This window comes from Streptomyces turgidiscabies Car8 (assembly GCF_000331005.1).
GTDB classification, from domain to species: Bacteria; Actinomycetota; Actinomycetes; order Streptomycetales; family Streptomycetaceae; genus Streptomyces; species Streptomyces turgidiscabies.
Map to the genome: position 1 here is coordinate 1 of NZ_AEJB01000198.1, position 6,323 is coordinate 6,323.

At 70.8% G+C, this 6,323-nt stretch carries 5 protein-coding genes; 1 reads left to right on the forward strand and 4 read right to left on the reverse strand.

Features of this window, described 5'->3' with window-relative positions; genetic code table 11:
- Window positions 1-5: 5 nt before the first annotated feature.
- Window positions 6-2,390 (reverse strand): phosphoketolase family protein, encoded by a 2,385-nt coding sequence (locus tag STRTUCAR8_RS12160; RefSeq protein ID WP_006375978.1) that lies wholly within the window; start codon window positions 2,388-2,390, stop codon window positions 6-8.
- A 47-nt stretch (window positions 2,391-2,437) separates the two neighbouring features.
- Here STRTUCAR8_RS12160 and ppk2 point away from each other — a divergent pair, with 47 nt between their 5' ends.
- Complete coding sequence (gene ppk2 / locus STRTUCAR8_RS12165) at window positions 2,438-3,241, forward strand: polyphosphate kinase 2 (protein WP_006375984.1); 804 nt, start codon at window positions 2,438-2,440, stop codon at window positions 3,239-3,241.
- Between the two features lie 14 nt (window positions 3,242-3,255).
- On the opposite strand, the gene STRTUCAR8_RS12170 is transcribed toward ppk2, so the two are convergent.
- The 3 genes from STRTUCAR8_RS12170 to STRTUCAR8_RS12180 are packed head-to-tail and all read right to left on the reverse strand — an operon-like array spanning window position 3,256 to window position 6,099.
- Window positions 3,256-4,137: a universal stress protein gene (locus tag STRTUCAR8_RS12170; protein ID WP_006375980.1), complete on the reverse strand. Its 882-nt coding sequence runs from the start codon at window positions 4,135-4,137 to the stop codon at window positions 3,256-3,258.
- Between the two features lie 11 nt (window positions 4,138-4,148).
- Window positions 4,149-5,171, reverse strand: coding sequence for a zinc-dependent alcohol dehydrogenase (locus tag STRTUCAR8_RS12175; protein ID WP_006375985.1), 1,023 nt, complete (start codon window positions 5,169-5,171; stop codon window positions 4,149-4,151).
- Window positions 5,172-5,193: 22 nt separating this feature from the next.
- Window positions 5,194-6,099 (reverse strand): universal stress protein, encoded by a 906-nt coding sequence (locus STRTUCAR8_RS12180; protein WP_006375982.1) that lies wholly within the window; start codon window positions 6,097-6,099, stop codon window positions 5,194-5,196.
- Between the last annotated feature and the right edge of the window lie 224 nt (window positions 6,100-6,323).

The window sequence follows — 6,323 nt, forward strand, 5'->3', positions numbered from 1 at the left end:
GTGTCTCAGGCGTTCCAGGTCCAGTCGGCGACCTCGGGCAGGTCCGTGCCGTGCCCGCGGATCCAGGCGTGGTGGCGGGTGCGGGCGTCGGCCATCTGCTGCCGTACGGCCGCCGCGCGTACAGCGAGGCCGGGGACGCGGTCGATGACGTCCATGACGAGGCGGTAGCGGTCGAGGTCGTTGCGGACCACCATGTCGAAGGGCGTGGTCGTGGTGCCGGACTCCTTGTAGCCGCGGACATGCAGGTTGTGGTGGCCGGTGCGGCGGTAGGCGAGGCGGTGGATCAGCCAGGGGTAGCCGTGATAGGCGAAGATCACCGGCTTGTCGGTCGTGAACAGGCCGTCGTACTCGAAGTCGCTCATCCCGTGCGGGTGTTCCTCGCGCGGCAGCAGCCGGGCCAGGTCGACGACGTTCACGACCCGCACGACGAGCTCGGGGAGATGGCTGCGCAACAGCTGTGCGGCGGCGAGGACTTCCTGCGTCGGAACGTCACCCGCGCAGCCCAGCACGACGTCCGGTTCGCCGCCGTTCTCGGTGCCGGCCCAGTCCCAGATCCCGGCGCCGCGCGCACAGTGGGCGCGGGCCTGGTCCATGGACAGCCAGTCGAAGCAGGGCTGCTTGCCCGCCACGATCACGTTGACGTAGTCGCGGCTGCGCAGGGCATGGTCGGCCACCGACAGCAGCGTGTTGGCGTCCGGCGGCAGATAGACGCGTACGACCTCGGGGCTCTTGCTGAGGACGTGGTCGACGAAGCCGGGGTCCTGGTGCGAGAAGCCGTTGTGGTCCTGACGCCAGACATGCGACGTCAGCAGGTAGTTGAGGGAGGCGATGGGTGCCCGCCACGCCAACTCCCTGGATGTCTTCAGCCACTTGATGTGCTGGTTGACCATCGAGTCGACGATGTGGACGAATGCCTCGTAGCAGGAGAACAGGCCGTGCCGGCCGGTGAGCAGATAGCCCTCCAGCCAGCCCTGGCAGGTGTGTTCGGAGAGGATCTCCATCACCCGGCCGTGCCGGTCGAGGTGTTCGTCGACCGGCAGATGTTCGGCCTGCCATGCCTTGCCGCTCGCGTTGAAGACGGCCTGCAGCCGGTTGGAGGCGGTTTCGTCGGGGCCGACGACACGGAAGTCGCGACGCGCGGCCGTGTCGTGCATCACCTGTTCGAGGAGGTCGCCGAGGATGCGGGTGGGCTCGTGCAGGGTGACACCTGGCTTGTCGACGGGCACGGCGAAGAGGTCGAGGGATGGGATCGGCAGGTCGCGGACGAGCAGCCCGCCGTTGGCGTAGGGCGTGGAGCCCAGTCGCTTGGCGCCCACCGGGACGCACGCGAGGACGTCGGCGGTGGGCCGCCCGTCGGCGTCGAAGAGTTCCTCGGGGTGGTACGAGCGCAGCCAGGCTTCCAACTGCCGCAGGTGATCCGGGTTTTCGCGTACTCCGGCCAGCGGCACCTGGTGCGCCCGCCAGGTGCCCTCCACCGGGACGCCGTCGACCTCGGCCGGACCGGTCCAGCCCTTCGGGGTGCGCAGCACGATGACGGGCCAGTGGACGCGTCCGGCCACGCCGTCCTCGCGGGCCGAGGCCTGCATCCGCGCGATGTGTTCCAGCGCCTGGTCGAAGGCGGCGGCCATGGCGCGGTGGACCTGCATCGGGTCGTCGCCCGTGACATGGATCGGGATGTGGCCGTATCCCCGCAGCAACTGGTCGAGTTCGGACTCCGGGAGGCGGGCCAGGACTGTCGGGTTGGCGATCTTGTAGCCGTTGAGGTGCAGGATCGGCAGGACCGCACCGTCGTGGACCGGGTCGAGGAACTTGTTCGAGTGCCAGGCGGCGGCCAGCGGTCCCGTCTCCGCTTCCCCGTCACCGATCACGCAGGCGACCAGCAGATCCGGGTTGTCGTACGCGGCCCCGTACGCGTGCGCGAGCGCGTACCCGAGTTCGCCACCCTCGTGGATCGACCCCGGCGTCTCCGGGGCGACATGACTGGGCACGCCGCCGGGGAAGGAGAACTGCCTGAAGAGCCGGCCCATGCCCGCCGCGTCGCGCGAGACGTCCGGGTAGGTCTCGCTGTAACTGCCCTCCAGCCAGGAGTTGGCGACCACGGACGGCCCGCCGTGCCCCGGACCCCAAATACACAGTGCGTCCAGCCCGCGTGCCCTGATCACCCGGTTCAGGTGGGTGTACACGAGGTTGAGGCCGGGCGAGGTCCCCCAGTGGCCGAGCAGGCGCGGCTTGATGTGCTCGGGCCTCAGCGGCTCGGTCAGCAGGGGGTTCGCCATGAGGTAGATCTGTCCGGCGGCGAGGTAGTTGGCGGCCCGCCAGTGGGCGTGCAGGGTGCGCAGTTCGTCGTCGGTCAGTACGGTGCTGCTGTCCTGGTGTTCGCCGCTGGGCATCGTGGCTCCATGGGTCATCGACGTGGGTTTCGAACGGTGGAGGCTGCATGGCCGGCAAGAAGACGACGACGCTGCCGCGCAAGGTGTACGAGCCGGAGCTGCTCCGTCTGCAGACGGAGCTGGTGAAACTGCAGGAGTGGGTGCGGGCGGAGGGCGCCCGGCTGGTGGTCGTGTTCGAGGGACGGGACGCGGCGGGCAAGGGCGGCACCATCAAGCGGGTCGCGGAGCACCTCAATCCGCGAGTGGCCCGGATCGCGGCGCTGCCGAAGCCGACCGATCGCGAGCGCACGCAGTGGTATTTCCAGCGATATGTCGAGCAGCTGCCGGCGGCCGGGGAGATCGTGCTGTTCGACCGCAGTTGGTACAACCGGGCAGGCGTCGAGCACGTCATGGGCTTCTGCACGAAGGAGGAGTACCAGCTCTTCCTCCGCCAGTGCCCGGTCTTCGAACGGATGCTGACCGAGGCGGGCATCCTGCTGCGCAAGTACTGGTTCTCGGTGAGCGACGCCGTGCAGCAGGAGCGGTTCCGCCAGCGCCTCGACGACCCGACCCGACGCTGGAAGCTCTCGCCGATGGACCTGGAGTCGATCACCCGCTGGGAGGCGTACTCCCGGGCCAAGGACGAGATGCTGGTCCACACCGACATCTCCGAGGCACCCTGGTACGTCGTCGAGAGCGACGACAAGCGCCGGGCGCGCCTCAACATGATCGCCCACCTGCTGAGCACGCTCCCCTACCACGAGATCCCGCCGCCGGTACTGGAACTGCCGCACCGGCCGCCGTCGACCGGGTACGTACGCCCGCCGCGTGATCTGCAGACGTACGTCCCCGATCACGCGGCGGGTCTCTGAGCCGGCCACAGTCCTCACGCCCGCTGGGGCACGACGGCGACGGGGCAGGCGGAGTGGTGCAGGGCCGCGTGGGTGACCGGGCCGAGCTGGATCCCGAAGTGTCCCTCACGGCGTTGAGCGCCGACGACCAGGAGATCGGCGGTGGCCGAGGCCTCCACCAGCACCTTGCGGGCCGGTCCTTCGACGGTCTGGCGGCGTACCCGCACCGACGGATGCTCCGCGGCGGTGTCGCGCAGCGCTTCCTCCAGGACCTCCGCGGCCTGCTGCTCGTGCAGCCGGGCGGGCTCACCGGTGAGCAGGGGGTGGTCGACGGTCTCGTGTGCCGGGCGCCGCCAGGCCCGTACGGCGCGCAGCGTCGCGTCCCGGTCGGCCGCCGCCCGGAAGGCGAAGTCCACGGCGGCCGGGTTCGGGTCGGCGCCGACGCCGAGCACGACGCGCTGCTCGGTCCGGATCCTGGGGCGGCGTTCGGGGCCGCAGCCCACCACGATCACCGGGCACTGGGCGCGGCCCGCGACCGCGAGGCTCACCGAACCGAGCAGCAGCTCGGTGATCCCGCTGCGTCCTCGCGTCCCCAGCACGAGCGCCGAGGCATTCCGCCCCTCACGCAGCAGCGCGGGTACGGGTTCCTCGGGCAGCACCTCGGCCACGACCTTCACGTCCGCCTGACGGCGATGGGCCCGCTCGTCGGCGGCCTCGACGATCGTCTCCGCGAGTATCCGCTCGGGACTCCGGCCGAGGTCCTGGGCCAGGGCATCGCCCTCGTACCGCTCCCACTGCGAGGCGTACACCAGCCGCAGCGGCACCCCGCGCACGGTGGCCTCGTCCGCCGCCCAGTCCACGGCCCCGAAGCTCTGCTCGGATCCGTCGACGCCCACGACCAGGGGCAGGTCCGTCATGGTCACCCTCCTCACCTGCCCGCGCCCAGGTCGAACACGATCCGGGCCTTCACCTGGCCGCGCAGGACCTCGTCGATCGACTCGTTGACGGACGCGAGGGGACGTGTCTCATAGATGACCCTGGTGCGGCCTGCCGCGTGCAGCTGGAAGACCTCCGCGAGGTCCTGCCGGGTGCCGACGATGGAGCCGATCACCGAGGTGCCGCGCAGGACGGTGTCGAAGATCGGGACCTGGATCGTGCCGTGCGCGGGCAGGGCCACCATGACGAGCTTCCCGCCGCGCCGCAGCCCGGAGTTGACGGACGCGAACGCGGCCTCGTTCACCGCGAGCGCGATCGCCGCGTGCGCCCCGCCGTACTGCTGGAGCACCTCGCCCACGTCGTCCTTGCGGGCGTCGATCACGATGTCCGCGCCGAGTTCCGCGGCCAGCCGCAGCTTCTCGTCGCTGACGTCGATCGCCGCCACGGTCGCCCCGGCGATCTTCGCGTACTGCACGGCCAGGTGACCGAGCCCGCCGACACCGGAGACAGCGACAAGCTGCGAGGGCTTGACCTCCGCGACCTTGAGCGCCTTGTACGTGGTGACACCGGCGCAGGTCAGCGGGGCGGCCTCAAGCGCGCTGATCCCGTCGGGCACCGGCTGGGCGTAGTCGGCCCAGGCGAGCATCTTCTCGGCGTACCCGCCGTCGCACCCGTAGCCGGTGTTGATCTGCAGCTCGCACAGTGTCTCCCAGCCGGACAGGCAGTGCTCGCACCGTCCGCACGCCCTGCCCAGCCAGGGCACGGCGACCCGCTGCCCCACGGCCACGTGGGTGACGCCGTCGCCGAGCTTCTCGACGAGGCCGACACCCTCGTGGCCGGGGACGAACGGCGGGCTGGGCTTGACCGGCCAGTCGCCGCGGGCGGCGTGGATGTCGGTGTGGCACAGCCCGGAGGCCTCCACCCTGACCCGGACCTGGCCGGGGCCGGGCTCGGGGTCGGGGCGTTCCTCGATGACCAGGGGCTCACCGAACGCCCGTACGACCGCTGCCTTCATGATGTCTGCTCCTCAGGGTGGTTCAGCCGTGCGCGACGACGGCGACGGGGGCACTGGCGTGATGCAGGACGGAGTGGGTGACGGGGCCGATGTGGACGCCGAACGGGCTGCGGCGGATGCGGCGGCCCACGACGACGAGGGAGGCATCGCGGGAGGCGTCGACCAGGTGGTTGGCGGCCTGGCCGAACCGGGACTCCTCCGTGACGACGACAGTGGGGAACTTCTGCCGCCACGGGCGCAGGACCTCGGCCAGGGCTTCGGCCCGCTGTCGGCTGAGCTCGTTGTGGAGTTCGAGGTCGGCGGCGAGTCCGTACACGTAGTACGGCGGCGGGTTCCAGCCGTGGACCACCCGCAGGGAGGTGTAGCGACGGGCGGCCTCGGCGAAGGCGAACTCGATGACGGAGTCGTCGGGGCTCTCGGTGTCCAGACCGAGAACGACGGGTCGGAAGGGGGCGGCGGCGGACGGGATACCCGCCGGGTCCAGCTCGTGTTCGTCGGCGGCCTGTTCGCCGGCCCGGACCAGGATCACGGGCTCGGTGACATGGGCTACGACGCTCATGGCCACGGAACCGACCATGAATCCGCTGATCCCGCTCAGGCCTCGGGAGCCCAGGACCAGCAGTTCGGTGTCCTGCGGCAACCGCGAGAGAACCTCGGCGGCCCCGCCGGAGATCTGCTCGGCGGTGATCTCGACTCCGGGGTGGCGCAGGCGCAGCCCCTCGGCGGACTCGCGCGGGACACGTTCGCTCCAGTGCTGCTGCGTCTCGGGGCCGAGGAGCGGAGCCTGCGCCATGGGCGCCGGGACCGGCTCCCAGACGTGGACGATCTTCAGCGGCAGTCCGCGCAGTGCGGCTTCACGGGCTGCCCATTCGGCTGCGGCACGGCTTTCGGGCGAGCCGTCGAGGCCGACGGTGACGGTGCGGGGCATGGTCTCCAACTCCCGGAGTGAGTGGGCCGCCCGAATCGGGCGCCTGGTTCCAGCTTCGTGGCCAGAGGATGCGCGTGGCAGGGGCCGCAGGTCCCCACCCAGGGCCGACCGGCCCTGTGGACCTGTGGGACGGCTGCGGGCGCCCCCGCCAGATCCATCGTGCCACCAACGAGGCCGCCGTATGCGGCCGGTGACGCATCATCGGCCCCATGGGATCGTTTTGT

Excerpts from the sequence above, each read along its gene's own strand:
- ppk2 (WP_006375984.1), top strand. The coding sequence starts at position 2,438 with ATGGCCGGCAAGAAGACGACGACGCTGCCGCGCAAGGTGTACGAGCCG.
- STRTUCAR8_RS12180 (WP_006375982.1), bottom strand. The coding sequence starts at position 6,099 with ATGCCCCGCACCGTCACCGTCGGCCTCGACGGCTCGCCCGAAAGCCGT.
- STRTUCAR8_RS12170 (WP_006375980.1), bottom strand. The coding sequence starts at position 4,137 with ATGACGGACCTGCCCCTGGTCGTGGGCGTCGACGGATCCGAGCAGAGC.
- STRTUCAR8_RS12160 (WP_006375978.1), bottom strand. The coding sequence starts at position 2,390 with ATGCCCAGCGGCGAACACCAGGACAGCAGCACCGTACTGACCGACGAC.
- STRTUCAR8_RS12175 (WP_006375985.1), bottom strand. The coding sequence starts at position 5,171 with ATGAAGGCAGCGGTCGTACGGGCGTTCGGTGAGCCCCTGGTCATCGAG.